We start from the raw sequence: 25,072 nt of genomic DNA on the forward strand, positions 1-25,072 counted from the left end.
TTACCAATAATATCCTAAAAAAACCTAATGAAATGATTTAATCATAAAAAATTGAGGAACTTTTTTGGAGGGTGGGCATACGATACATCGTTGGGCTAAAGAAAGATATGTGTGCACAGAAAAACGAACCTATTTAAAGGTTCGGTAATTGAATACTCGCTAAGCTTCTAAACGGATTAATTCTAATCTTAATACTTCTAATTTTTTCTTAGACTCGATCATAGCTTCATTGTCCTTAATTGTCATTGCATCGAATAATGTTGCTAATTCATAATCTAATTCTAATCTAAGTACAGGAATTCTCTTCTCAGCATCAGTTCTTTTTAACGCATTAATCACTTGTCTCATTACTATCCCTCCATAGAATATAAGTTGGCAAAACAAAATGTGTTCAGTTTAATTAACAAAATTTTCTGATTTTTATTTTGCTACTAATATATGTTATTTGAGCTTATAATGTAACTATTTTATAGTGAAACATTCTACCCATTTGTTTGCGGACAATCATGGTATACTATTTAAAGACTATATACTAGGGGGTCCAAAATGAATCAACCATTTTTTACAGAAAGCGATTTTAACATTTTCACAACCGACTCATCCTTAGAAACTAGAATGGATGCTATTAAAAGTGAAATTCAACCAAAATTCAAGGAAATAGAACAAGAAATCCTTCCTTTTTTAAACAACTCAACAGATGAAGAATTCTTCGGTCATATTGCCAAACACGCTCGTCGTACAGTAAATGCTCCAAAAGACACTTGGATCGCATTTGCAACGAATAAACGAGGTTACAAAATGCTACCTCATTTTCAATTTGGTCTTTGGGGCACACATCTTTTTGTTCTGTTCGGTATCATTTACGAAAGTCCAAATAAACAAAAGATTGCAACTAATTTTGATAAAAATAAAAACAAACTATTTAAGTTAATACCTAAAAACTTTGTTATTTCCTATGACCATATGAAGCCTGATGTTCATCCAAGAAGTAAAATGAAAAAAGATGATTTCCAACAAGGAATCCAAAGATTCCATGATGTAAAAAAATCCGAGTACCTTTGTGGCATTACAATTCCAAAAGATGAAGCCATTACACTTTCAAAAGAAAGTCTCATTCATTCAATTAAAGATACTTATAACACTTTACTTCCTCTATACGAAATCAGTATAAAATGAATAAATTTTTATAAGTGTTGTTTAATTATACATATGTAAAAAACAAAAGTCTATGCCCAATCTCTTCACATTTTTCGACAGACCGAAATGTGGAGGCGACTGGTCAGCTCCGACAAGCATAAGACAAGGACATTAGGGAACGTTTTTTCATACCGTATATTTAATGGAAGAAATTGGCATAACGAAAAAGGCAAATGAGACCGTTCTCGGACATCATTTGCCTTTTTCATTTACATTTTAATTTTATCTCCAGGTGCAGCACTTTTCGCTTTTTGCATAAGTCTGAATGCAGAATAGCCTGAGATTTCTTCTAATTCCCCACATAGTTTCTTCTCTTCGGCAATGCTAGGAACTATTTTTTTAAATTGCTTATACGCCAACATTAACTCTTCTCGTTCAATCCCTTTTTCATATGCTCTTTCTACTGATGTGTAAAATTGTATAACTTCGATTGTTTCATTCGTACTCCAATCGAAAAGTATCGGATATTGATAATCCATGTAAACCCACTCCTATCTCATGTTACTACTACCATTTTATCACATTTTTCAATTTCAATTCTTCTATTAAATATTGATATAATTTCATTTCAATGAATAATATTTCATAACTTTAGCATTTTTTTCTATACAGAAAATTCATAGAATGATATAATTTTTTTGTTTTTCAAATGAAGGTAAAACAGTTTATAACTTAATGAGAGTAAACATATTTGATTTGTTTACAAACATACCACTTCCGAAAAACACTATTATTCATAAATGGGGTGTATGTTAAATGAACCAAAATGAAACACCGTTATTCACTTCTTTACTAGAACATGCAAAGAAGAATCCTATTCAGTTTCATATCCCAGGACATAAAAAAGGGAATGGAATGGATCCAACATTTAGGGAATTTATTGGCGATAACGCATTGTCAATCGACTTAATCAATATTGCTCCTTTAGATGATCTGCATCATCCTAAAGGTAAAATAAAACAAGCGCAAGATCTTGCTGCAAAAGCGTTTGGTGCTGATTATACTTTCTTTACAGTGCAAGGTACTAGCGGGGCTATTATGACAATGGTCATGAGTGTTTGTGGTCCTGGAGATAAAATCATTGTTCCTAGAAATGTTCATAAATCGGTATTATCAGCCATTATTTTTTCAGGCGCAATGCCAATTTTTGTTCATCCGGAAATTGATCATGAGTTAGGAATTTCTCATGGAATTACAACAAATGCTGTAAAAGAAGCAATCGTTAATCATCCAGATGCAAAAGCAGTTTTAGTCATTAATCCTACATATTTCGGCTTTGTTGCTGATTTAAAAAGTATCGTAGACTTAGCTCATTCACATGGAATAGCTGTTTTAGTTGATGAAGCACATGGAGTACATATTCATTTTAATAATGAACTTCCAATATCAGCTATGCAAGCAGGTGCTGATATGGCTGCTACAAGCGTTCATAAGCTTGGTGGCTCTCTAACTCAAAGTTCCATTTTAAATGTCAAAGAAGGCATCGTAAACGTCCACAGAGTGCAATCTGTATTGAGCATGTTAACGACAACGTCTACATCTTATATATTACTTGCCTCTCTTGACGTTGCACGAAAACGTTTGGCTACAATTGGTGAGGTATTAATTACAGAAACTATTAGACTAGCTAATGATGCTAGAAATAGAATTAATAATATAAAAGGTTTATATAGTCCAGGCTATGAACTACTTGGAAAAGAAGCAACACATAACTTTGATCCAACCAAATTATTAATAAGTGTTAAAAAATTAGGGATTACAGGCCACGACGTTGAGGTTTGGTTACGCGAACGTTTTAATATTGAAGTAGAAATGTCTGATTTATATAATGTCCTTTGTATATTAACACCTGGAGATAGTAAAGAAGATATCGAGAAGTTAATTCATGCATTTGAAGTTCTTGTTGAAGAGTTTCCAGTGTCAGATTATTATAAAGCATATAATGTAACGATTCCAACAATCCCAAATTTAGCTGTTTTACCTAGGGATGCTTTCTATTCTGAAACAGAGTCAGTACCACTAGAAGAATCAGTTGGTCGTATAATAGCTGAATTCGTTATGGTTTATCCACCAGGGATCCCGATTTTCTTGCCAGGTGAAGAAATTACACTAGAAAATTTAATATATATTAAAAAGAATATTGAAGCTGGCCTACCTGTACAAGGGCCAGAAGATGAAGATTTATATACGTTAAAAGTAATTAAATAATATATTTTCAAAATGAAAACTAGGGAATATTTTCCTTAGTTTTTTTATTTTGTATCACATTCATTTTAAATAGGCATATGATAGCTAAGGTAAATAATTAGAGAATTCTTATAAAAAGCTATTATGATAGGATGTGAACCTAATGATAGTCGTGAATAATAAAATTGTTCATGCTTCATTAAAAGAAAGTGGAGATTGGAATGAACAACTTCTACAAGAAATAATTAGAAATTTATCAAACAGTCGACATTCAAATATTTATAAATCTGATCGAGAATTATCGTTTGATTTAACGTTACGTACTTATATTATTAGAGCTTCGAAAGAATTGTTGGCAAGTAATATGCAATTTAGAGTTTTTAGAAGAGCATACTGTAATCCCATGTTTTGGATTCGTACACCTCGAGGAGGCTTTCGTTTGAGACCAGGTGTAAGACCTTCCGCTGGTATTTATGACATATTTAGAAACGGACAATTTTATGCGACCGAGTGTGCTACAGCAATCGTAATTGTTTTCTATAAAGCCCTGTTGGATTTATACGGTTATGAAGTATTTGATCAATTATTCGATCGAGGATTGTATCTATATACATGGAATTACGACCCAAAGTTAGCTATTCGTACTGCGGAAATTGATCGACCAGTACCTGGTGATGTCGTGTATATAAAAAATCCTCAAGTAGACCCTATTACGCCAGAGTGGCAAGGTGAGAATACAGTAAGTATGGGAAGTAATTACTATTATGGACATGGTATTGGTATTCGACCTTTACCTGAAATAATTTTTCATCTAAATATGCATAGATATCCATTTGCAATGATTTCTGCATATTTAACAAACTTAAATACCCGAATCGATGCAAATGAAATGGTTAATTATTTAACGGATGATTCAAAACTTATTCCAGTCAATACAAGAGACGAATCAAGTGATGTCATTACTGCTAGAATTGGTGACCAGCACCAAATAGCTTAATTTCTGTAAAAAACACAAAAATAGAGGGTACTTTTAAAGTACCCTCTTTATGATGTTTCATTTTAAATTATATTAACAAGTTTCCTCAATAGACGGTTCACAATGCTCACAGTTTTTTACATATAAAGTCGTAACTTTTTCATCCTCGAAATGACCTACTGTTTTTTCACAACATTTACATACGAACGTTCCCATCTTGTAACCCCTTTCATAATGTTGTATCAATTAACTTAACTTCATTATAAAGTGTTATACTTATTTACGCAATAGGTAAATAAGTATAACTTAATAAATTTATTTCCAAACTTTTTATCTCATATTTCATTGTATTAACGAAGTAATTAGTATGACACATTAAATTCAAGTTTATTCGTAACTCTCTTCCATTCTTGGGTGTGGCAACCAATCCGCTAAATAATCTGCAAGCTTCATCGCTTCATCATCGCTCTTCAATTTACATAGGAATTTTAATTGATTTGGATATAAAACATCTTGCCGATCTAGAACAATACATTGTCTAGACTGCATGCAGATGACGAGTGGTTTCCCAAAAAACATGTTCGTATATACAATGCCTATATCGTACCTTACATCGTTTGCTATAAAACCAACAAATCTTACTCTAACATTTTCGTGATCATCATATAATTTTTCAAACATATCATTTTCCACTCCTCACATTTGTGTTGTAAATTAATACATATGAAGTGAAAGCAAAATTCATTCCGAATACTTGTCTAAAAATTTGAAATAATGTTATGATAAAAAAGAAAAAAAGTGATGTTTAACTGGATATACAACTTAGGGGGATATGAATATGGTTCAACAAGCTACCATTCAATTAATGGATAAATCAAAATATCAAGAGGCAAGTTTAGATTTATTACAAAACTTAATTAACGACTACATACAATCGTCTACAAAAATTGGACAACAAGTTGACTGGAATTATGAAAGGGCTTCATTTCCTTATAGCCTTTCAAATAAGAAGCTAGATGAACAGGATGCATTATATTTAAAAAGCAATGATTCACGTTATAATCATTTTGTTGTCTCAATCCAAGATGACAAACATATTATCATTACTTTATTACCGAATTCAACTTATGGTGATAAAGGAAAAGCAAATGAATTGTGCCGATACTTAGCTCAAAAAATAGAAGGTAAACTTGAATTATTTAATAAACGTATCATGTATTTTTATAAAAGATAATTAAAACAAGTTTACGATTAATTGACAAAAGAAAAATATACTAGCGTAGAAGCAAGTAATCATAATACTTGCTTTTCTTGTGTTTCCAACAAATTTAGCAATTAAATATAATTGATAAAAAAATACTAAAAATAATATAAATTTTGCGTACAATTGATCTCTTTTTGATAAATACATGACAAATGAAAAACCGAACCAAAAGATTTGATGAATAAATAAAACCATTAACTGTTTACGCATTTTAACACCACCGTCCATTACAAACCAAAAAAATATTGTTTTCTACAACGTTATGCGGTACATACTTTTAACATGCAAAAAAACCTCCTAATAATAGGAGGTTTTTTATGTTGAGTAGTGGCCAATGTCACTACAGAATGTCAGATTACTTTAATACGTGAATTGGGTGTCCCATTGCTAATTCAGCAGCTTCCATTGAAATTTCACCTAATGTAGGGTGAGCATGGATTGTTTGAGCAATATCCTCAACACTCATGCAAGCTTCAATTGCAAGACCAAGTTCAGAAATAATGTCAGATGCATTTACACCAGCTACTTGAGCACCAACTAGTACACCGTCTTCTTTACGTGATACTAATTGTACAAATCCTTCTGTAGCGTTTAGAGATAATGCACGACCATTTCCACCAAATGGGAACTTCGCAACATTTACATCTATACCTTCATCAGTTGCTTGTTTTTTCGTATATCCAACTGTTGCTAATTCTGGATCAGTAAATACGACTGCAGGAATAGCTAAGTATTCAATTTCGCTTGTTAAACCACTGATTGCTTCTGCAGCAACTTTACCTTCGTAAGAAGCTTTATGAGCTAATGGCGGTCCTGCAATTACATCACCAATTGCAAAAATATTTTTAACTGATGTGCGAGCTTGTTTATCAGTACCAATTACACCGCGTTCGTTAATTTCAACACCGACATTTTCTAAGCCCATATCACGAGAGTTAGGGAAACGTCCAACTGTTACTAATACATAATCAGCTTCGATTTCTTTCATTTCTCCGTTTGTTTCGAATTTAACAGTCACGCCATCAGCAGTTTCTTCAACGCCTTTACCGAATGCTTTTGTTACGATATCAACATTGCCTTTTTTCTTTAATCCACGCTTAACAATTGAACTCATTGCTTTTTCGAAACCATTTAAGATTTCATCACCAGCTTCTAAAATTGTTACGTGAGTACCAAAGTTTGCATAAGCAGTACCTAATTCCATACCAATATAGCCGCCACCGATAACAACTAATTTTTTTGGAATTTCAGGTAAGTTTAAAGCACCTGTTGAGTCGATTACGCGTTTGCTCCATTTGAATCCAGGGATTTCGATTGGCGTTGAACCTGTTGCAATAATTGCATTATTAAAAGTATAAGTTTGAGCTGAATCTTCAGTGATTACACGTAAAGTGTTTGCATCATTAAAGTAAGCTTCCCCTTTGATAACTTCAACTTTGTTACCTTTTAATAAACCAGCTACTCCACCAGTTAATTTATTAACAACACTGCTTTTCCAAGCTTGCACTTTAGTAAAGTCAACCTTTACATTTTCAGCAGTGATACCGATATCTTCCGAATGCTTTGCAGTCTCATAACGGTGACCAGCAGTAATTAATGCTTTTGAAGGAATACAACCAACGTTTAAGCAAACTCCACCTAGGTTACCTTTTTCAATAACTGCTACTTTTTGTCCAAGTTGTGCTGCACGAATTGCTGCAACATATCCACCAGGACCAGCGCCGATAACGACCGTATCTAGTTCAATTGCGAAATCTCCTACTACCATTTATCTTACGCCTCCATTAATAATAATTCTGGATCATTTAATAATCGTTTAATGTGGTTTAAAGCGTTTTGAGCTGTTGCACCATCAATCATACGGTGGTCAAAGCTTAATGATAACGCTAATACTGGAGCAACTACGATTTCTCCGTTTAATACTACAGGTTTTTCAGCAATACGACCAATACCTAAAATAGCAACTTCAGGGTGATTGATTACAGGAGTGAACCATTGTCCACCAGCTGAACCGATATTAGAGATTGTGCATGTAGCACCTTTCATTTCTGCAGGAGCTAATTTACCATCACGAGCTTTTGTAGCTAATTCATTAATTTCAGCTGAAATTGAGAAGATCGCTTTACGATCAGCATCTTTAACAACTGGTACTAATAAACCTTTATCAGTATCTGCAGCAATACCAATGTTATAGTAATGCTTGTGGATGATTTCGCTAGTAGCATCATCGATTGATGTATTTAATGCTGGGAACTTACGTAATGCTGAAGTTAAAGCTTTCACAACATAAGGTAAGAATGTTAACTTAATACCTTGAGCAGCTGCAACTTCTTTATATTTTTTACGGCTAGCAACTAGTTTCGTTACATCTACTTCGTCCATTAGTGTTACGTGTGGAGCAGTATGTTTAGAGTTAACCATTGCTTTAGCAATTGCTTTACGAATTCCGCTCATTTTTTCACGAGTTTCAGGATATTGACCTTCTGGAATTGGCATTGCTTTTGGTGCTTCTTGTTCTGCAACTGGAGCTTCTTTAACAACTTCAACAGTAACTTCTGTTTGTGCTGCAGCAACTGGAGCTACTCCACCTAATAAGAATGCATCAACGTCTTTTTTAGTAACACGACCATTTTTAGCTGAACCTGGTACGATGCGTAGATCTACATTTTTCTCACGTGCATATTTACGTACAGATGGCATTGCAATTACATGAGCTTTTGGCTCAATTGCAGCAACTGGTGAAAGTGGCGCAGCATCTGTTTTAGGTTCGCTTTGCTCATAAGATTCTTGTACTTTTGCTTGAACAGCATCAGCAGCTTCTGGTACTGGAGTAGTAGCTGGAGCTTCTTCAGCATGTTGACCTTTGAACGCAATGTTTTCATAACCTGGAGCATCTAAACGTACTAAAACGTCGCCAACAACTGAAACAGTTCCTTCGCTAACTAAAACTTCTAACACTTTACCTTTAACAGGTGATGGAATTTCAACAACTGATTTATCGTTTTGAACTTCACAAATGATATCATCTTCATTTACTTCGTCGCCTGCTTTAATAAACCATTTTACAATTTCACCTTCGTGAATACCTTCACCGATATCTGGTAATCTAAATTCAAATAGACTTGCCACTGAGTTTGACACAGATTTCTACCTCCGAACAAAGTTAATATTTTTAAACATTCATCTATAATGTAAGAAAGGTATTGATGAATTCATCAAATACCTTTCCACTATTTTTGTTACATACTTATTAGAAGTTTAATACTTTTTGAATACCTTCAACTACATCTTTATGGTTTGGTAACCAAACAGTTTCCGCTTCTGAGAATGGGAATACAGTGTCAGCTGCCGTAATACGTACAACTGGCGCTTCTAATGAAAGGATACAACGATCATTTATTTCAGCCACTACATTTGCTGCAATACCAGCTTGTTTTTGTGCTTCTTGAACAACTACTGCACGGCCAGTTTTCTCAACTGATGCAACAATTGCAGCGATGTCTAATGGGTGTACAGTACGTAAGTCAACAACTTCAACTGAAACGCCATCTTTATCTAATTCTTCAGCTGCTTTTAATGCAGCGTGTACCATTGCACCGTAAGCAAATACAGAAACGTCTTTACCTTCACGTTTAACATCTGCTTTACCTAATTCGATAGTGTACTCACCTTCAGGTACATCTTCACGGAAAGAACGGTATAATTTCATGTGCTCTAAGTAGATAACTGGATCGTTATCACGAATAGAAGAAATTAAAAGACCTTTTGCATCTTTTGGTGTTGATGGAATAACTACTTTTAAACCAGGAGTTTGAGCCATTAGTCCTTCTAAACTATCCGCATGCATTTCAGGTGTGTGAACTCCTCCACCAAATGGAGAACGGAACGTAATTGGTGAAGTAAAACGACCACTAGTACGGTAACGCATACGAGCTGCTTGACTAGCAATTGAGTCGATAATTTCGAATAAAAATCCGAAGAATTGAATTTCAGCTACTGGGCGGAAGCCTTGAATTCCAAGACCGATTGCTAATCCACCGATTCCTGATTCAGCAAGTGGTGTATCAAAAATACGTTGCTCACCAAATTCTGCTTGTAAACCTTCAGTTGCACGGAATACACCACCGTTTACTCCAACGTCCTCACCGAATACTACTACAGTAGGATCATTTTTCATTTCAACGCGTAATGCATCTGTGATAGCTTGAATCATTGTCATTTGCGCCATGACTTACTTCGACTCCTTCTCTTTATAAATTGCATATTGCTCTTCTATATTACTTGTTTTTGTTTCGAACATATTTTCCATTAAATCAGTAACTTTTTGTTTTGGCTCTTGGTCAGCAAGTTTAATTGCATCTTTAATCGCTTCTTTTGCTTCTTCGATAATTGCATTTTCTTCTTCTTCAGTCCAAAGACCTTTTTTCTCTAAGAATTTACGGAAACGAACGATTGGATCTTTTGCTTCCCACTCATTCTCAGTATCTTTCGTACGGTAACGAGTAGGGTCATCACCAGCCATTGTATGTGGTCCATAACGGAATGTTAATGTTTCAATTAAAGTTGGCCCTTCACCATTGATTGCACGTTTACGAGCTTCTGATGTAGCTGCATAAACTGCTAATGGATCCATACCATCAACTTGAATACCAGCAATACCTACTGCAATTGCTTTTTGAGCAATTGTTTTAGCTTTTGATTGCTTAGAAACAGGAGTTGAGATTGCGTATCTGTTATTTTGAACAACGAAGATCGCAGGCGCATTGTAAGCACCAGCAAAGTTCATCCCTTCGTAGAAATCACCTTGAGAAGCACCACCGTCACCTGTATATGTAATGGCAACAGATTTTTGTCCCTTTAACTTCATACCAAGTGCAACACCTGCAGCTTGAATAATTTGTGCTCCAATAATAATTTGTGGGAACAATGTATTTACATCTTCAGGAATTTGACTTCCTACAAAATGTCCACGTGACCATAAAAATGCTTTATATAATGGGAAACCGTGCCAAAGCATTTGAGGTACATCACGGTAACCAGGTAAGATAAAGTCTTCTTTTTCAAGAGCAAAATGACTCGCTAATTGTGAAGCTTCTTGACCAGCTGTTGGAGCATAGAAACCTAAGCGACCTTGTCTATTTAATGAAATTGAGCGTTGATCAAGAACACGTGTCCATACCATACGCTTCATTAATTCTTTTAATTGCTCGTCAGTTAATTCAGGCATTGCTGCTTCATTAACGATTTCGCCCTCTTCGTTTAAAATTTGAAGAGTTCCTACTGAATCACCAAATTGAAGCATTTGGTCCATTAATTCAGAAACAGTTTGTTTATTCTTCATTTCTGTTTTTTCCTTTCCTTCTACCTTCTTAGTAGTAGTTGCCACTAAACCCACACCCTTCTTTAATTATGGAGGCTATCATTTATTAACAATATCCACTTTAGTATTTTAGATAGTAATTATAAGTTGTTCTTAGATGATTTCACTTACAATTAAAAACTGTACTTATTATTATAGTGTATTACATTAGTACAACGTTCAATACTAGTACAGTTTATCGCACGTTCACAAACTCGTCAAATATTTTGTTGTATTATTTAATACATGTTTTCATGAAAAAAATATCGTTCTAATTTTAATCTGTATCACCCATGAAACACCTATCTGTTATACAATAATCGAACATCCCATTAATTATACTTCAATAGCGAATTTCTGTGATTTTTTTGACGTGAAGTAAAGCTGTACTACAACGACTTTTATTGATAGACCCTACTAAAATTTACCTATTTTCCATATTTTTCATAAATATCTTTTTTTTGTTCATTTAATTTTTGAGTATAAAGATTTAGTTGATCATTTATTTTTATGACATCTTTATAAACAACGTTTGTGTTCTTTGTCTTATTCTTAACATTCTTCAATTCAACTTTTTTCTGAGATAGTAAATTGTAGATTGTAAGGTCTATTTTAATTGCTTCCTGATATTTCTTATTTAATTGATCATACTTTGTCGTTCTTTTTTTCCAAGTGAGTATGAACTCATTCACATCTTTTCGAAACTCTGCATCTTTTGTTTCAATGTTTATTGTTTGAAGTTCTTCAATTTTTATGTCTATCTTGTGAATTAATTTTGATTCCTCAGCGATCATTCCTTTTCTCTCATTTAATAATCTGATAGCTTTTTTGGCAGTAGTTTGCCTTTTATCAATTTCATTTACTTTGAATGAAAATATCTTTTCGTAACATTCTAGTTCTTGGATTTCTAATTCTTGAATTTGCTCACCAGCTTTGAAGAATTTTTGTTCCATGGCTGTAATTTGATTTAATTTTTCAATAACAGAATCCATTTGTTTAGCTTGTGATTGACACGCTGTGTTCACTAAAAGGAGAACTGAAAAAACCATTAAATAAGTCATTATTTTTTTATACATGATTTTCACCTGAATTTTTTTTGTATTATGTTCATCATGCATCTTTTCTGACTTTTTATGCGTATTCAAAATAAACATAGTCACATACCCACACACTTTAGCTCCTTTTTCATATTTTGTAGTATCCGCTACTGGCGGAAACACCCTTAAAAGGAGGTTATATTATGTACGGTTACGGAGGATATGGTAAAGGCGGTATTGGCCCTGGATATGGCGGTTGTGGTTGCGGAAGTGGTTTCGCATTAATCGTTGTTCTATTCATTTTATTAATCATCGTTGGTGCGGCATTCATTTGCTAATTTTTTAGTTTCATCGCTAAAACACTCTATATTTATGTATAACCACAAACTTTAGGAGCGAATGTTTTTATTCGCTCCTTTTCAATTTCATTAGGACTTCGCTTTACTGACAATTTCATGAAGATTTGTTAGACTATTATTACTAATAAAAATTACATATAATTTAATATGAAGCAATGTAAGGAGTGAGATTGTTTGATTACAATGAAAGATATTATCCGTGAAGGTGACCCTAGATTAAGGGAAGTATCAGCGGAAGTAAATATTCCGCCAAGTTTGGAAGATATCAACTTAGCAAATTCTTTATTGGAATATGTTATTAATAGTCAAGATCCTGAAATATCGAAAGAATACAGTTTACGTTCAGGAATTGGTTTAGCTGCACCCCAAATTGGCATTTTAAAAAGAGCGATAGGTGTACACGTAACTGATTTACAAGGTAATTTATTCAGTTATGCTTTATTGAACCCTAAAATTATTAGTCATTCTGTTGAGGAAGTATATTTATCTGCTGGAGAAGGTTGCTTATCAGTTGACCGTGATGTTGAAGGGTATGTTCCGCGATACGCTAGGATTACTGTTACAGGTTTTGATACAAGAGTAGGCGAAGTAAAAATTCGATTAAAGGGATTACCTGCAATTTGCTTTCAACATGAAATTGATCACTTAAATGGCATTATGTTTTATGATCGTATCAATAAAAATAATCCTTTTTCTGCGCCTGAAGGGGCCGCTCCATTGGAAAGAAACTAATTTAGATAAACTAAAAAAGCAGAAATCGCACAGGCGAATTCTGCTTTTTTTATTTATAGTAATCCAGCCCACTTTAATCCTTTTAATATGCCATCTTCTTCTACACTAGAAGTAATATAATTAGCTAGTTTTTTTAGGGGTTCAACTGCATTCCCCATTGCTATACCAGTACCTACACTCTCAATCATTTCTAAATCATTTAATCCATCACCGAATGCAAATACATTCTTCATTTCAATTCCTAAATGGTTAACCATTTGCTGTATACCATTTGCCTTCGATCCACCAATCGGTAATACATCTGAAGAAAAATCATGCCAACGAATAAAATTAAATTGTTCGAATCCATTCGTTAAATTTGTCTCCTCATGTTCCTCACAGAAAAGTAGAACCTGGTAAATATCACGACCTAGATAAAAATCACTTTGTACTTCTGGATGATTCATCTTTATTGAAGTCATTGCTTCTAGAATATGAGGATGTGCATCTATGGAAGCTTTCATCGTTTCATTATTTAAATAAACAAGAGGGATATTTAATTCATTAGCTTTTTCAGTAAATAGGTGAAGTTGGTCTGAATGTAATGCATGTTTATGAATTGTTTCCCCTTCAAATTCTGCATACTGACCGTTTAAACTGACAAAACTACTTATGTTTAATTCTTCTCTTAACTCTTGAAACATAAAAGGCGCTCTTCCAGTTGCAATTGCTACATGAACATCTTTATTTTGGAGCTCGAAAATTGCCTCTTTTGTGCTCTTTGGAATTTGTTTATCATGATTTAAAATTGTGCCATCTATATCAAAAAATACGATTGGTTTTGACATATTTTTCTCTCCTTACTTATGAAGCCGCATTTGCATTTTTGTTTTTGATCTTCGCAGTTTTCTTACTATTTGTAATAAACACGCCTAATAATACAATTAGTAATCCAACAACCATCTTAATTGTTAATGGTTCATGTAAAAAGAAGAATCCCCAGATAGACGCAAAAACTGGAACAATATAAGTTACCATTGTCGCAAACTCTGCACTACCCTCTTTAACCATATAATAAAATAATAAATATGCCAAGCCTGAACACAGTACGCCAAGACCTAGAGTTCCACCGAATACTTCAATGTTTACAAACGGTTCAACTGTACCCTTCCCAGCAATTACCATATAAATAAATCCGAAAACGGCTGAAATACCAAGTGTTAAAAATGACACGATTAAAACATCTATTTTTTGAAGATATTTTTTTGTTAAATGTGAACCAAGCCCGTAACAAAAAGTAACAAAAATCATTAATAAAGAATAATATATATTATTGGAAAAGATTGTTGATAGTTTGATATTCATCATAATCATTAATCCAATAATCCCTACGAAAAGTCCAATCCATTGTTTTGAAACAATTTTTTGCGAGAAGAAAAAAATCCCAATAACCAGAGTTGCTATAGGTGTGAATGCATTTAGGATTGCTGCTTCATTACTTTGAAGATGCGTTTCACTGAAAGATAGAAATAACCATGGTACCGCATGATTAAAAAGCGATATTGTAATGAGCAAGCCCATTTTAGGTAGATTTTTTAAATCAATCTTTACTTTTTTAATTAGCATGATGATTAATAAGGTGATTGCACCGAAAAAACATCGATAAAATACGATCCCCTCTGGGCTAATATCATTTAATAATAGCTTAATAAACAAAAATGAAGTACTCCAAATAATACTTAGTAAAAATAAGGCGACATATAATTTCTTCACAGCATTCTCTCCTTAAAATGTTAGATAACCTTTATTTTATCTTCTTTTTCCTCTATATTGTATGAAAATGTTCTTTCGTTAAATACTATACATAATTTATCCAATGACCGTGTTCGTTACATACGAGTTTAATTTCGAGTAATGGAGGCAAAACTAATGTTAAAGAGACTTAGAAATAAATTAAAAAAACGGCTAAAACAATTGTTAAAAAAGAAGAAATATATCTCTATAATTTCAAATAAATTTTTAAAATGAGCCTAATTTAGGCAATATGCAATAAAAAGAATGAAAATATAATGGAAATCCCTTATAATATTGAGAAGATAGAGAATTGACAAGGAGAGATTTAAATGATTTTTAAAGTATACTATCAGGAAGTGCTTTTAGAAGCGCCTGTAAGAGAGAAAACAAAGACGGTTTATGTTGAAGCAGATAGTGAAAGAGAAGTTCGTGCGAAATTATTACCTTTCAATTATAATGTTGAGCTTGTTCAAGCTTTAACCGGTGCTCATCTTGAATTTGAAAAACAAAGTGAAAACTTTAAAGTTTTGGAGTTAGTGTAAACTTATGAAATTTCTTAAAAATGATCAAGCTGCCGTATTCGCACTAGGTGGCTTAGGGGAAATTGGAAAAAATACATACGCAGTACAATACCAAGATGAAATTATATTAATCGATGCCGGCATCAAGTTCCCTGAAGATGAGCTATTAGGGATAGACTATGTAATTCCTGATTATTCCTATTTAGTTCGAAATGAGGAAAAAATTAAAGGTTTATTTATCACTCACGGACACGAAGATCACATTGGTGGTATTCCATATTTATTAAGAGAATTAAATATTCCAATTTATGGTGGTAAACTTGCTCTAGCTTTAATCAAAAATAAACTTGAAGAGCATGGTTTATTACGTAAAGCTAAGTTAATAGAAATTAAAGAAGATGACATCATTAAATTTAGAAAAACTAGTGTTACGTTTTACCGTACTACACATAGTATTCCTGATTGCTATGGTATTGTCGTTAAAACTCCTCAAGGACAAGTTGTTCATACTGGAGATTTTAAATTTGATTTCACACCAGTTGGAGATTCAGCTAATTTAACAAAGATGGCTGAAATCGGAAAAGATGGTGTTTTATGCTTACTTTCTGATAGTACAAACAGTGAGGTTTCTCACTTCACGATGTCTGAACGCAAAGTTGGTGACACGATCAATGAAATTTTCCGTAAGGTTGATGGTCGTATCATTTTTGCTACTTTCGCTTCAAACATCCACCGACTTCAACAAGTTGTTGAGGCTGCAATTGCTACAGGTCGTAAAATTGCAGTTTTCGGACGTAGCATGGAAGCTAACATAGATATCGGTCATGACTTAGGCTATATCAAATGTCCAAAAGATACTTTTATTGATGCACAGCAAATCAATCGAATTCCTGCGAATCAAATTGTTATCTTGTGTACTGGTAGCCAGGGTGAACCAATGGCAGCACTATCTAGAATTGCAAACGGTACACATCGTCAAATTCAAATTATTCCTGGTGATACAGTTGTATTCTCATCTTCACCAATCCCAGGTAACACAATGAGCGTAAACCGTACAATTAATCTTCTATACCGCGCAGGTGCTGAAGTAATCCACGGTTCTTTAAATGATATTCACACAAGTGGTCATGGTGGACAAGAAGAACAAAAGCTTATGCTTCGTTTAATGAAACCAAAATACTTCATGCCAATCCATGGTGAGTATAGAATGCAACGTATGCATGCTAAACTAGCAATGGACTGTGGTGTACCAGAAGAAAATTGTTTTATCATGGATAACGGTGAAGTATTAGCCCTGCGTTCTGATGAAGCTATGGTTGCTGGTAAAGTACCTTCAGGCAACGTGTATATTGATGGAAGCGGAATTGGTGATATCGGAAATATCGTTTTACGCGACAGAAGAATCCTTTCTGAGGAAGGTCTTGTTATTGTTGTAGTAAGCATTGATATGAAAGAATTTAAAATTTCTGCTGGACCTGATATTATTTCACGTGGTTTTGTCTATATGAGAGAAAGTGGCGATTTAATCAATGAAGCACAAGCAATGATTTCTGCTCATTTAAATAAAATAATGGATCGCAAAACATCACAATGGTCTGAAATTAAAAACGAAATTACAGACACATTATCTCCATTCCTTTACGAAAAAACAAAGCGTAAACCAATGATACTTCCAATTATTATGGAAGTATAAATCATATAAGTATATACGAAATGGCAACTAATTAATCGATTAATTAGTTGCCATTTTTTATATCAACATACTTTTGTGGTTGTAGCTTCTAGCTTAGGCCACCCATTCAGAAGCTCTGCTCTTGCTCCTGAATACTTGGATCCTGTTGTGGATATTAACACAGTGATTTTATTGATATATAAAATAAAAAAGGGCTCAAGTCATATTGACTGATGAGCCCCCTTTATCGTGCCTATTTAATAATTTAAAGTGTAATTCAAATCGTTTACGTACTCCTTTTAAAAAGAACCGTAAGCTCTATTTCATTTCTCAGATACATTATTTTTATCATGATTTTTTAAATATAGTTTCATAAACAACGGTTTATTCATCATTAATAAGATAAAATAAATTGTAATGATCAATAGAAATAACACAAAGAAAACAATTAATATGAATGCCAAACTACTCTTTGCAAAACTTGTTTCAATTCTAAGATATGGATAAAGTATAAAAGGCATATGACTGACTCCGTATCCAAAAAACGCAAAGAAATATTGCATCAACACTAATATAAACGCTAAACCATATCGCTTTCTTTTTATAATGAATGTAATGGCGATCCCAAAGCAAATCAGTGAAACTAAGAAATATTCCCAAACATTGTGCATTCTTTCAAAGTGAACACTATTATGTAGCTTCATAGATGCAAATACGATGATACTTGAAAAGATTGTTGGTATCGACCATACAAGAACGTATTTCCTTAATTTTATTTCGGACTCAGAATCGTTTACTAGTTTTGCAGAGTAAATTAAAAACATCGCACTGATAAACAATACCGAACATACTGCAAGTAGCATAACCGATAAAGAATAAAAGTTCGTAATTAGTTTTATTGGATAGAATCGTATATCTGTGCCATTTTCTATAATAAAACCGCCTTCAGATATTGTTAGAACCGTAGATAAAGTAACTGGTATTAACAAGCTCGTTGCTCCGTATAACAACAAGAAATACTGGCTTTTTTTCCCACTGTATTGTTGAAACGTATAAAACGATCCCCTGATTGCTAATAAAATCATTGCGACACTTCCAGGTACTAATAGAGGCACCCCATAATAATATGCAACTCGAGGAAATATACCTACTACACCTACAAAGAAGAAAATAAAAAATAAAGTAGCCAATTCCCAGATAGATGATAAATGTCGATTGATCAATCCAATCAACTTAGGCTCTTCTTTTCTTGAAATAGCGTAAAACGCGTAAAATCCTGCGCCAAAATCAATAGAAGCAATAATCATGTAGGCATATAAAAACAACCATAATATAAAAATTGCGATCGTTTGTATTTCCAAAACATTTCCTCCTAAAAAACATCCACGATATAATCGTTATTCACTTTATTATACCGATAAAAGAGAATTACATCTATTTATTATTAAATTTTATAAGGTCAGTTCCATTGAATCTTAAAGAGAATCGAATACTTTTCATAAAAAAAAGAGACTTATTAAAGTCTCTTTACCTTATTTATTCAACTTTAGCCGCTTCGTCTAATACACGGTTAACACGTTTTTCTAGCATCGGCATTCCACCTTCACCAGCTTGGAAATGTCTTAACGCACCAGTTTTATCAAACACATAATAAGATGGAACATATTTATTTTCAAATGCGTCCGTAATTGTATGTTGATTATCTACTAAAATTGTTTGTGTAATCCCATGTTCTTCTGCAACTTCTTTAATTTTATCAAGATCTAAATCGTCTTCAGATCTTGGCATGTGTACACTAACAACATTTAAACGGTCTTTATATTCATCACGGAATGCGTTAATATTTGGCATAGCTACCTTACATAAGTGGCAACTTACTGACCAAAAATGAATAAGTGTTGGTTGTTGACCGATTAAATCCTCTTTTTGAACCTCTTTATTTAATACTGCTGTGGCACCGTTTAATTCTGGCATTGGTGAGCGTAATCTCATCTATTCTTCCTCCTGACTAAAATGTAACAAACCTAAGTATAGCCCTAGGCTTGTCCGGGGCAGAGCTAGTTACCTGCACTGTTCTTCTTATGTATTGAAAAGGCCTAACAATATGTTAGACCTTTTCATTTGTATTACATTATGAATTGATTATAGAGTTGCTTGACCTGGTTTCCAGTTAGCTGGGCAAAGACCACCAGTTTGTAAAGCTTGAAGTACACGTAATACTTCATCAACTTCACGACCAATGTTGTTATGGTGAACTACTTGGTACATTAATTCGCCTTCTGGGCTAATGATAAATAATCCACGTAATGCGATACCTTCTTCTTCAATTAAAACGCCATAGTCACGAGAAATAACGTGGTTTGTATCAGCGCCTAATGCGTATCTTAATTGACCTAAGCCGTTTTCTTTACGGTCTGTGTTAATCCAAGCTAAGTGAGTGTGGATTGTATCAGTAGATACACCAACAACCTCAGCATCTAAATCTTCAAACTCATCATAACGATCAGAAATTGCAATGATTTCTGTTGGACATACAAATGTGAAATCCATTGGATAGAAGTATAATACTGTCCATTTATCGTTTTTCATATTCTCTTCTAAACTTACTTTACCAAATTCTTTATTTGGTAATACTGCTTCCATTTCAAAGCGTGGAGCTTGTTTCCCTACTAAACGTTCTGCCATTATATTTACCTCCAATAATTTATGTAGTTAATAATCATACAAATGATATTATATTAAACTACCTTTTTAAAGTCAATATTTAATAATAATAATTATTAAATGAAAACTATTTTCAAGCTTTTTTACTAATGAAATCAGAGATAAATTGAATCATGAGTGGAATGACATTTTCATCTGGGTTTAACTTTTGATGATGTAATCCGAACTTAGAATCAACACCAATCCAAAACATCATCCCTGGAATCTCTTTTGTCATATAACCAAAATCTTCTCCAGTCATTGCTACATTACATTCAACTGCTTGAATGCCGTCATATTGTCTCACAAAATCGAAAAATTCATTCGTAATCGATTCATCATTTATGACGCCATAGTAATTACTTCCAAAATCTACTTCTATTTTACACTGAAAGCTCTCTTGAAATCCATTGACAAGACTTTGAATTCGCTCTTTTAATTTTTTCATTGCTTCTTCACTTAAAGCTCTCATTGTTCCTTCAATTCTCACATGATCTGCAATCACATTTTGAACGGTACCACCTGTTATTTTACCAATCGTAATAACGGCACTATCTAATGGATTCACATTTCTTGAAACGATTGATTGTATTTGAGTAATAAAATGACTTGACGCAACAATCATATCATTTGTTAAATGTGGAAATGCAGCATGTCCACTCAATCCATGAAAGTCAATAAATAGTTCAGAAGTATGTGCAAATAACATGCCCGGTCTTGTGGCAATCGTGCCAACTGGATACTCCGGTGCGATATGTAAGCCATAAATACGATCCGGCTTAAATGAAGTAAATTCTTCACTTTTTAGTAATGGTTCAGCTCCACCAGGACCTTCTTCTGCAGGCTGGAAAATAAACACTACATCATCATGAATCGGATGATTAACTAAATTCGTTAAAACACCTAAAGCAATACTCATATGTACGTCATGTCCACATGCGTGCATTCTACCTTCATGTGTAGAAGCATACGGCAATCCCGTTGCTTCATTCATTGGCAAACCATCAATATCAGTTCTATAGCCAATTGTCTTACTTGGATTTGTCCCTTTGATTCTGACAAATATACCAGTTCTCCAGGTTTGAATGATCATCCGCTCTTGGTTTAGCGTTGATAAATATTCAAGCAAATAGCTTTGAGTTTTAAATTCTTGAAACCCTAATTCAGGAATTAGATGTAAATCTCTTCTTATTTTTACGAATGTTTCCATTTACAACACCTCCGAAAAAAAGCGTAGAATCATAATTCTACGCTTTATCCAACTTACAAGATAACCTTATTGATTTAAATTACGTAAAGCTTGAATGATTTCAGTTTTTGAAATCGTTTTATCGTCTATATCTTTAATTTTTCTAGCTGGAACTCCTGCAACTACAGTATATGGCGCAACATCTTCTGTTACAATAGCGCCAGCAGCTACTACAGCGCCTTCTCCAACTCTAATACCTTCTAATACAACGGCATTTGCACCGATTAAAACATTGTCCTCAAGGATAACTGGGTTAGCTGAAGGTGGCTCAATAACGCCTGCTAAAACAGCGCCTGCCCCAACGTGACAGTTTTTACCTGTTGTTGCACGTCCTCCAAGCACTGCATTCATATCAATCATTGTTCCTTCTCCAATAACAGCTCCAATGTTAATAACAGCACCCATCATAATAACTGCATTATCTCCAATTACTACTTGGTCACGAATAAATGCACCTGGCTCGATACGAGCTTTGATTCCTTTTAAATCTAATAAAGGAATTGCTGAGTTACGACGATCTGATTCAACTACATAATCTTCTATGTATTCTTTTTGCCCTTCAAGAATAACTTTTACATCATCCCACTCACCGAATAATACGCCTGAATTTTGAGAAATAAAAGCTTGTACTGATTCAGAAATTGTAAGCTTGTCTAATTGACCTTTTACATAAACCTTTACAGGTGTTTTTTTTGTACTATTAGAAATAAAAGCAATAATTTCGTTTGCATCCATTAATTTCATTTTGTTGCCTCCTTAAGAATCTCAATAAGATTACTCTATCAAAACTAGTATCTAACAAGCAAGATTTTGTGAACGTATCTTCAAATTTTTTTTCGGATTGACTCTATAAACCCTTCAACCTGTTTTAATTTCATTGCATCTCTATTATATAGTAAGTATGTATCTCTAAATAAAGGAGTATGTTCCTTTGTATATAAAGGAGTTTTGATAATATTTTCGTCAAACACATCATGTAAGACTGTAGAAGGTAAAATTGCAAACCCTAAACCGTTTAAGACGAATTGTTTACACGTTTCAATTTGGTCAACAACTATTTCATGCTTAGGTAAGGAGTTGAAATGTTCATACCACCAAGATTGAATTAATTGATAGTAATTAGAATTACTCTTAAACTGAATAAATGGTCGCTCGATTTCTTTATAATCTCTTAATTCATGTTTTTTTGTATCTACCAACAATAGTTCATCTGAAAATAGCAATTCTTTTTCACCAAACCAATTTTGATTTCCCCTTACAATTGCAAGATGGACCTCATTTTCATATAAACGATTCGTAATCTCACTACTCCAACCTGTAAATAGTGAAACTTGGACGTCTGGGTATTGTGATACATATCGTTTTAATACTGGCGGTAACCAATACTGCGCTACAACTGAAGAAACTGCAATCTTTAATGTGCCGGAGATATCTGATTTTAATATTTGAAGTTGTTCTAGCATATTTTGATATGTTTCTTCCATTCTCTTAGCATAGTTTAATATTATTTCTCCAGACGCAGTAATAATCAAACCTTTTTGGGAACGAATAAACAGTTCACTTCCCATCTGTTTCTCTAAATTTTGTAGTCTCTGACTTAGAGCAGGTTGTGAAACAAATAATCGTTCTGCCGCTTTTCTCATATTCTTTTCTTCTGCTAAAGTAATCATTAAACGAATATCATCAATTTGCATTGTTCACCTCGAACTAGAAACATGATAAAAAAAGTAAGTCAATCATTGATGACCTACTTTTTTTGACTTTATTGTTTATTATATCTTCTTATGTTTTTGCTTAATTGTTTCAATATGACTCTTCTAGTTAAAATACCTTCAAATGTATTCTCTTTGTCTACTACACATACAAATGGGTGATCAATAACTAGCTCTAACCCTTTTGCAATCGTATCGGTTGTATATAATAGCGGGATTTCTTTACCCATTACTTCCTCTACTTTCATCTCACTTAAACGTTCAAACTCTATTCTCTCTAATCCCAAAATACCATCTAAAATCATCGCTGTGCTAACTAATCCTTGTAATTGAAATTTTGGATTTAATACAGGAATCGAAGAGTATCCTGATTTTGTCAGCACTAATAAGGCATGCTCTAAGCTGTTTCCTATTTGAACATGCGCAACTTTTTCACTAGATATGATAACTTCCTCAACTTTATGTTCAAAAAATTGTTGTCCATCAATACTAATCAAATGATCGTCCCCCTATTTTAAAAGCACCAAGTACTTTTCTTATCTTCCATAAACAGAAAGAATTTAGTCATTTTATTGACTTGTTAATCATTGAAAATCTCAACTTAACGAAATAGAGATAAACGTCCTAAACTAATCATCCAAACGATTACATCATTTTTACATTCTAGGACACTGATTAACTAGTCCCAAATACTATCATATCAGAATTAAAGGCGCATTCCAATGCACTAGGAATACAATAAAAATTAACGGCTGTATTCGTATCTAGTGTTACTTTTTAGAAGGCTTTAGTTGATGACTAATCGTTTCAAACAACAAACTATAAACTTTTTTATATAAGGTCAAATAAAAAAACGTATCGATAAACATAAGATTTATCGATACGTTTAATTCTATGATAATTCATAAACCCAAATCCCTAAGTTTTTGATACAAATGAGTAAGTCTCTCATATTGATCATCACCAGCATCCATTAGTCCATTTTCTATATCAGTAATTTGAGAAGAAATTAATTCAATCGCATAATTTTGCTTCATTACAGTATCAACTAATAAATTTAACTCGTCCTCTGTGAAATGTTGTTCACTTTGCATTCATCAATCCCTCCTAATTTTCATTTTAATCAATGTTTATTCATCTTAAACTTATTATTTTGTAAATTTATTAGCATAACTAAAAGCTGTATATGAATCTGGTTTGATCTTTGGAATAATCCCCATGGCACTAACTTTTGACGTCATTTCTTGTATAAATTCTTTTGTAAGTCCCGTGGTACCTATGTCTAGATGAATTTCAAAACTAAAGTTATTTGAGTTAGCATTTTCATGGAGTGGACTAAATATTTTTTCTAAATGAAAAGGAGTTAGTAGAAATGCAATTTCTTGGCTATACATTGTTTCAAGAAATATCTTTTCTTTTAAATTTCTAATTTTCCTTTGATGCCAACAAGTATGTAAGCACCCCCACGCCCCATTACCAACTCTGTGTAAATGTAAGGCTGTGATAAATTTTGTTCCATTACTATGAACCTGTGAATCGGTTCCAATCGAAAGGCGGTATTGTTTATTTGGATCACATTTTACAAAATGATATAGCCTGGAAACAACTTGATCAAAACTTAGGTTTCTTTCACTAACATTATAAAATCTATACTGATCTTCATTCACAATCATAACCTCCCTTTTTCATGATCAATACATAATAATGTATTCAACTTGAAGTGGGATTAGCACGACCTATCTATTTCAATATGTTTTACAACAAAAAAAACAAGCTTTCGCTTGTTTTTTCATGACAATTATTAAGAAATCAGTTCATATATTTCAATCGCCAGCATATCGATGTTATCGTATGGAAACGTTTGTGGTTTTTCACCTTGTCTAAATACTTCTAATTCAAAAGCATTTTTCTCTGAATACTTTACACTACATTTTCTTTCGCCATTAACTTCAAAATATCTCTGTGCAACTTCACCGTTCGTTGATTGTTGAATTAAGCTTTCTAAGCGTTCTAAAATTCCTGATAATAAAGACATATTAGAACTCCTTTCTACCATGTGTCATTCCCTAAATATAGGTTATACTTTCTTACAATTTCTATCCAAAAATTTTACAATAGATATTAGTTATGTAAGTGTCCACTAATAAGGATACTTGTATTTGTAAATAAATACAAGCTTAAAGTTAAATGATTCACACAGTGATAAAACAAAATTCTTTATATCTTCCAATTTTATATGTAATATTAAGATTAAATTAAATTATTTAAGTAAAAATAACTTTAAAAGGATGTAAGTTATATGCAAATTGAATTATTTACTCAAGATGGCTG

The 25,072-nt window shown here is 33.2% G+C and carries 30 protein-coding genes; 8 read left to right on the plus strand and 22 right to left on the minus strand.

From position 1 onward, the window contains the following. Positions 1–159 precede the first annotated feature (159 nt). On the minus strand, positions 160–348 hold the full coding sequence (locus V7056_RS02360; RefSeq protein WP_499698920.1) for a YkzI domain-containing protein: 189 nt from the start codon (positions 346–348) through the stop codon (positions 160–162). 198 nt (positions 349–546) lie between these two features. On the opposite strand from V7056_RS02360, the gene V7056_RS02365 reads away from it, so the two are divergent. Continuing rightward, positions 547–1,176: a YktB family protein gene (locus V7056_RS02365; protein ID WP_499698922.1), complete on the plus strand. Its 630-nt coding sequence runs from the start codon at positions 547–549 to the stop codon at positions 1,174–1,176. Between the two features lie 230 nt (positions 1,177–1,406). Here the strand turns inward: V7056_RS02365 and V7056_RS02370 are convergent, their stop codons facing one another. After that, positions 1,407–1,676, minus strand: a complete 270-nt coding sequence (locus V7056_RS02370; protein WP_499698924.1) for a UPF0223 family protein — start codon at positions 1,674–1,676, stop codon at positions 1,407–1,409. A gap of 277 nt (positions 1,677–1,953) precedes the next feature. On the opposite strand from V7056_RS02370, the gene V7056_RS02375 reads away from it, so the two are divergent. Both V7056_RS02375 and V7056_RS02380 read left to right on the plus strand, forming a co-directional pair. After that, positions 1,954–3,405 (plus strand): aminotransferase class I/II-fold pyridoxal phosphate-dependent enzyme, encoded by a 1,452-nt coding sequence (locus V7056_RS02375; protein WP_499698925.1) that lies wholly within the window; start codon positions 1,954–1,956, stop codon positions 3,403–3,405. 142 nt (positions 3,406–3,547) lie between these two features. Beyond that, the gene (locus V7056_RS02380) at positions 3,548–4,381 is read left to right on the plus strand and encodes a protein-glutamine gamma-glutamyltransferase (RefSeq protein ID WP_499698927.1); all 834 of its coding nucleotides are present in this window, start codon (positions 3,548–3,550) and stop codon (positions 4,379–4,381) included. Positions 4,382–4,453: 72 nt separating this feature from the next. On the opposite strand, the gene V7056_RS02385 is transcribed toward V7056_RS02380, so the two are convergent. Beyond that, positions 4,454–4,576 (minus strand): GapA-binding peptide SR1P, encoded by a 123-nt coding sequence (locus tag V7056_RS02385; RefSeq protein ID WP_499698929.1) that lies wholly within the window; start codon positions 4,574–4,576, stop codon positions 4,454–4,456. A 171-nt stretch (positions 4,577–4,747) separates the two neighbouring features. Beyond that, positions 4,748–5,041 (minus strand): DUF3055 domain-containing protein, encoded by a 294-nt coding sequence (locus tag V7056_RS02390; RefSeq protein ID WP_499698931.1) that lies wholly within the window; start codon positions 5,039–5,041, stop codon positions 4,748–4,750. A 157-nt stretch (positions 5,042–5,198) separates the two neighbouring features. On the opposite strand from V7056_RS02390, the gene V7056_RS02395 reads away from it, so the two are divergent. Then, positions 5,199–5,594, plus strand: coding sequence for a DUF1885 family protein (locus V7056_RS02395; protein WP_088000179.1), 396 nt, complete (start codon positions 5,199–5,201; stop codon positions 5,592–5,594). Here V7056_RS02395 and V7056_RS02400 read toward each other — a convergent pair whose 3' ends face one another. From V7056_RS02400 to V7056_RS02425, 6 genes are all read right to left on the minus strand, one after another. Then, positions 5,595–5,834, minus strand: coding sequence for a hypothetical protein (locus V7056_RS02400; protein WP_499698933.1), 240 nt, complete (start codon positions 5,832–5,834; stop codon positions 5,595–5,597). A 145-nt stretch (positions 5,835–5,979) separates the two neighbouring features. Next, positions 5,980–7,392, minus strand: coding sequence for a dihydrolipoyl dehydrogenase (gene lpdA, locus V7056_RS02405; RefSeq protein ID WP_499698935.1), 1,413 nt, complete (start codon positions 7,390–7,392; stop codon positions 5,980–5,982). 5 nt (positions 7,393–7,397) lie between these two features. Next, positions 7,398–8,765 carry a dihydrolipoamide acetyltransferase family protein gene (locus V7056_RS02410; RefSeq protein WP_499698937.1) on the minus strand — a complete coding sequence of 456 codons (1,368 nt, stop codon included), beginning with the start codon at positions 8,763–8,765 and terminating at the stop codon, positions 7,398–7,400. Positions 8,766–8,874: 109 nt separating this feature from the next. Next, entirely contained in the window at positions 8,875–9,852 is a 978-nt protein-coding gene (locus tag V7056_RS02415) for an alpha-ketoacid dehydrogenase subunit beta (RefSeq protein WP_499698939.1), read from the minus strand. Between the two features lie 3 nt (positions 9,853–9,855). Next, positions 9,856–10,935 carry a pyruvate dehydrogenase (acetyl-transferring) E1 component subunit alpha gene (gene pdhA / locus V7056_RS02420; protein ID WP_499698973.1) on the minus strand — a complete coding sequence of 360 codons (1,080 nt, stop codon included), beginning with the start codon at positions 10,933–10,935 and terminating at the stop codon, positions 9,856–9,858. Positions 10,936–11,411: 476 nt separating this feature from the next. Further along, positions 11,412–12,059, minus strand: a complete 648-nt coding sequence (locus V7056_RS02425) for a YkyA family protein (protein ID WP_499698941.1) — start codon at positions 12,057–12,059, stop codon at positions 11,412–11,414. A 164-nt stretch (positions 12,060–12,223) separates the two neighbouring features. On the opposite strand from V7056_RS02425, the gene V7056_RS02430 reads away from it, so the two are divergent. Continuing rightward, complete coding sequence (locus V7056_RS02430) at positions 12,224–12,358, plus strand: YjcZ family sporulation protein (protein WP_499698943.1); 135 nt, start codon at positions 12,224–12,226, stop codon at positions 12,356–12,358. A gap of 195 nt (positions 12,359–12,553) precedes the next feature. Next, positions 12,554–13,111: a peptide deformylase gene (gene def, locus V7056_RS02435; protein ID WP_499698945.1), complete on the plus strand. Its 558-nt coding sequence runs from the start codon at positions 12,554–12,556 to the stop codon at positions 13,109–13,111. A 53-nt stretch (positions 13,112–13,164) separates the two neighbouring features. Here the strand turns inward: def and V7056_RS02440 are convergent, their stop codons facing one another. Continuing rightward, positions 13,165–13,938: a Cof-type HAD-IIB family hydrolase gene (locus tag V7056_RS02440; protein ID WP_499698947.1), complete on the minus strand. Its 774-nt coding sequence runs from the start codon at positions 13,936–13,938 to the stop codon at positions 13,165–13,167. Between the two features lie 16 nt (positions 13,939–13,954). Beyond that, positions 13,955–14,863: a DMT family transporter gene (locus tag V7056_RS02445; RefSeq protein WP_499698949.1), complete on the minus strand. Its 909-nt coding sequence runs from the start codon at positions 14,861–14,863 to the stop codon at positions 13,955–13,957. A 350-nt stretch (positions 14,864–15,213) separates the two neighbouring features. Here V7056_RS02445 and V7056_RS02450 point away from each other — a divergent pair, with 350 nt between their 5' ends. Together V7056_RS02450 and rnjA are read left to right on the plus strand one after the other, a co-directional pair. Further along, positions 15,214–15,426, plus strand: a complete 213-nt coding sequence (locus tag V7056_RS02450) for a DNA-dependent RNA polymerase subunit epsilon (RefSeq protein ID WP_499698951.1) — start codon at positions 15,214–15,216, stop codon at positions 15,424–15,426. Between the two features lie 4 nt (positions 15,427–15,430). Beyond that, positions 15,431–17,098 carry a ribonuclease J1 gene (rnjA, locus tag V7056_RS02455; RefSeq protein WP_088000169.1) on the plus strand — a complete coding sequence of 556 codons (1,668 nt, stop codon included), beginning with the start codon at positions 15,431–15,433 and terminating at the stop codon, positions 17,096–17,098. 302 nt (positions 17,099–17,400) lie between these two features. On the opposite strand, the gene V7056_RS02460 is transcribed toward rnjA, so the two are convergent. The 10 genes from V7056_RS02460 to V7056_RS02505 form a co-directional block, all read right to left on the minus strand. Beyond that, the gene (locus V7056_RS02460) at positions 17,401–18,438 is read right to left on the minus strand and encodes a cytochrome d ubiquinol oxidase subunit II (RefSeq protein ID WP_499698953.1); all 1,038 of its coding nucleotides are present in this window, start codon (positions 18,436–18,438) and stop codon (positions 17,401–17,403) included. Between the two features lie 175 nt (positions 18,439–18,613). Then, a complete protein-coding gene (locus V7056_RS02465) occupies positions 18,614–19,069 on the minus strand; it encodes a TlpA family protein disulfide reductase (RefSeq protein ID WP_499698955.1) in 456 nt (151 codons plus the stop codon). A 150-nt stretch (positions 19,070–19,219) separates the two neighbouring features. Next, positions 19,220–19,762, minus strand: coding sequence for a peroxiredoxin (locus tag V7056_RS02470; RefSeq protein WP_499698957.1), 543 nt, complete (start codon positions 19,760–19,762; stop codon positions 19,220–19,222). A gap of 112 nt (positions 19,763–19,874) precedes the next feature. Then, positions 19,875–20,990 (minus strand): N-acetyldiaminopimelate deacetylase, encoded by a 1,116-nt coding sequence (locus V7056_RS02475; protein ID WP_499698959.1) that lies wholly within the window; start codon positions 20,988–20,990, stop codon positions 19,875–19,877. A gap of 66 nt (positions 20,991–21,056) precedes the next feature. Then, positions 21,057–21,773: a 2,3,4,5-tetrahydropyridine-2,6-dicarboxylate N-acetyltransferase gene (dapD, locus tag V7056_RS02480; protein ID WP_499698961.1), complete on the minus strand. Its 717-nt coding sequence runs from the start codon at positions 21,771–21,773 to the stop codon at positions 21,057–21,059. A gap of 80 nt (positions 21,774–21,853) precedes the next feature. Continuing rightward, a complete protein-coding gene (gene ccpC, locus V7056_RS02485; protein WP_499698963.1) occupies positions 21,854–22,723 on the minus strand; it encodes a transcriptional regulator CcpC in 870 nt (289 codons plus the stop codon). 68 nt (positions 22,724–22,791) lie between these two features. Next, the gene (gene cbpB / locus V7056_RS02490; protein WP_192601296.1) at positions 22,792–23,238 is read right to left on the minus strand and encodes a cyclic-di-AMP-binding protein CbpB; all 447 of its coding nucleotides are present in this window, start codon (positions 23,236–23,238) and stop codon (positions 22,792–22,794) included. Positions 23,239–23,643: 405 nt separating this feature from the next. Next, entirely contained in the window at positions 23,644–23,835 is a 192-nt protein-coding gene (gene abbA, locus V7056_RS02495) for an antirepressor AbbA (protein WP_499698965.1), read from the minus strand. Positions 23,836–23,889: 54 nt separating this feature from the next. Further along, positions 23,890–24,408 carry a ribonuclease H-like YkuK family protein gene (locus tag V7056_RS02500; protein ID WP_499698967.1) on the minus strand — a complete coding sequence of 173 codons (519 nt, stop codon included), beginning with the start codon at positions 24,406–24,408 and terminating at the stop codon, positions 23,890–23,892. A gap of 134 nt (positions 24,409–24,542) precedes the next feature. Next, the gene (locus V7056_RS02505; RefSeq protein WP_499698969.1) at positions 24,543–24,776 is read right to left on the minus strand and encodes a DUF1797 family protein; all 234 of its coding nucleotides are present in this window, start codon (positions 24,774–24,776) and stop codon (positions 24,543–24,545) included. Between the last annotated feature and the right edge of the window lie 296 nt (positions 24,777–25,072).

Origin of the sequence: Bacillus sp. JJ664, from assembly GCF_036962205.1 — a bacterium.
Classification (GTDB): domain Bacteria; phylum Bacillota; class Bacilli; order Bacillales; family Bacillaceae_G; genus Gottfriedia.